Annotated in this window: 2 protein-coding genes; both read right to left on the bottom strand. The window is 49.2% G+C overall.

Features of this window, described 5'->3' with window-relative positions; translation table 11 throughout:
* Positions 1–55: 55 nt before the first annotated feature.
* Positions 56–1,312, bottom strand: coding sequence for an ABC transporter substrate-binding protein (locus IQ268_RS31890; RefSeq protein ID WP_193887490.1), 1,257 nt, complete (start codon positions 1,310–1,312; stop codon positions 56–58).
* Between the two features lie 45 nt (positions 1,313–1,357).
* A partial coding sequence (locus IQ268_RS31885) for an ABC transporter ATP-binding protein (protein WP_193887489.1) occupies positions 1,358–2,431 on the bottom strand: 1,074 nt, incomplete at its 5' end.

Genomic DNA, 2,431 nt, shown 5'->3' with positions numbered 1-2,431 from the left:
CCTCTACCCCCTACCCCCTATCCTCTGAACCCTAAACCCCACACCCTACACCCTACTAAGCAATTTGTTCTTCCCAGGTTTGTTCCAATCGGGTAGTGTATTCAGCATTCACCACAGGTACAGTACTGGCAATCAGTTCTTTCAAGGGAATACCATAGACTGCTTCTACCTTAGCGAATTCTGCCTGAAGGTTGGATGGTACTTTTTGGGTATCTAGAAGTGGTGGATCGCCCCAGACATCCGGCTTAAACTTTTGCAGTTGCCCTTCAGGACTGGAGAGAATATTTGCCAAAATCATTGCACCTGCTGGATTAGCAGCATTGATGGGAATGGCAGTAAAGGACGGATCATTCAGAGAGATTTCCGGCAAGATAAAGGCTTGAGTGGTTTGAGGAAATTGCCCATTCGCCAGCCCTTCCGCCACATTTGAAACAAACACAGGCATCATCCAAATCTCACCATTGGCAAAAAGTTCTTGCAGGCGAGTTTGGGTTGGAGGGTACGTTTCACCGCTGCGCCAGAGATAAGGCTCCAGTTCCTTCAGATACGCAAATACTTGGGGTGATTTCTCATTCCACAGGGTTTCATTAAATTCCGCTCCTGTGTACTGTTCATAACCACCTGTAACTCCGTAGAGTGCGGTCAGCAAGAAACGGCTACCATCAAATTGAGGAGGTGCGACATAGGCGAAACGTCCCGGATTTGCCTTTGCCCATGCCAGTAATTCGCTATAGGTTTGAGGAAACTGCTGAACTTTCGCACTGTCTGCTGCCATTACGTAGTAACTTCCCGTATAGGGGGCAGAGTAACCCTCGATCGGCAGCCCAAAGTCAGAATTCACGGCTGCATTGTTGGCATCGTAGTATTGGTTGCTGGGTAGCTTATCACGGAAGGAACCAAAGAGTAGATTTCCCTGTTTCATGGTGCGGAAATTCTCACCATTAATCCAAATCAGGTCAATACTGCCCCCTGTGGTTTGCCCCGCTTGAACTTCCCCAACCACTTTATTGACGGCTTCTACCGTATCGTTGAGGGGCACTCGATTGAGCGTGACATCGTATTGGCTTTTGAGTTGATCTGCAACCCATTGATCCGCATAGGCGTTGGTTTTGTCACTGCCACCCCACATTGCCCAGTTCACCGTTGTGCCTTTTGCAACCGCGACAATCTCATCCCAGGGAGCAGCTTTGGGATCAAAACTGGATAGTTCAGATGAAGCATTTTGTCTGGCACAGTTACTGGTTAATGCAGCTAAACAAGCACTGGTAGATAGCAGTAGAAAACGACGACGGGGTAAGAGTAAGTGATTCATAAGTAATCGAGATCGAGAGTTTGCAGACATCAAACGTGTGTTCGGTTATGAAACTTGAACTGCTTGAGGTGACGCATTGGACTGTGGAAAATACCAGAGGGCAACGGATGGGAGATATGCCCAGACTGATTGCCCAACCTGAACATCTTGGGCAGGAGTGACCCAGGCTTGTAGCGTTAACTCAGGCGCGATCGCCAGGGTTAACCGTCTTTGAGTACCAGTAAATCGATTAGCAATTACGGTGGCAGGCACCATATTCGGTTGCGATCGCGCTTCTGTAAACACCTGAACCTGTTCGGGACGAATCGTTGCTTGAATCGAACCGTGATAACTCTGTTCACTGATGAGAACACAGCCGTTAGACAATCTCCACTGTCGTCCTTGAGCTTGCATTGAGAAGAAATTCACGCCTCCCATAAATTGAGCCACTGTCTCATCGTTGGGATGTTGGTAAATTCGTTCTGGTGTATCGACTTGGCGCAAACATCCATCAAACATCAATGCAATTCGTTGAGACATCACCACGGCTTCTGCTTGATCATGCGTCACAATCAGCATTGTCACCCCCGTTTGAGTTTGCAGTTGTAAGATTAAGTCCTGCATTTCTTCTCGCAAATTGGCATCTAGAGCAGATAACGGTTCGTCTAACAACAGCAGTTTGGGATGAATGACGAGCGATCGCGCCAGTGCCACCCGCTGTGCCTGCCCACCCGAAAGTTCCGAAGGTTTACGACCGACGAACCCCTCTAGCTGAACTTGACGGAGCATGGCGATCGCTTTCTCCTCTCGCTCAACCCGATTCACTCCTCGCATCTTCAGCCCAAATGCTACATTCTCTCCAACAGTCAGATGCGGAAATAGCAGCCCCCGTTGGAGCACCAGAGCAATATCCCGTTTTTCAGGGGGCACTGTGTTGAGAATTTGTCCATCCAGAGCGATCGTGCCGCGATCGGGTTGTAATACGCCAGCTATCATCTGGAGCGTTGTAGATTTTCCACATCCAGAAGGCCCTAGCAACGCCAGAATTTCGCCCGCCTCAACTTCGAGCCACAAATCTTGGACAGCCGTGATACCTGGGAAGCGTTTGGTTAGGTTTTGGAGGGTGAGGTGGGGCATGGG

It is taken from the genome of Oculatella sp. LEGE 06141 (assembly GCF_015207605.1).
GTDB lineage: Bacteria > Cyanobacteriota > Cyanobacteriia > Elainellales > Elainellaceae > Oculatella.
Note: the sequence above shows the minus strand (reverse complement) of the source record. Positions and strands in the feature narration are given on the sequence as shown.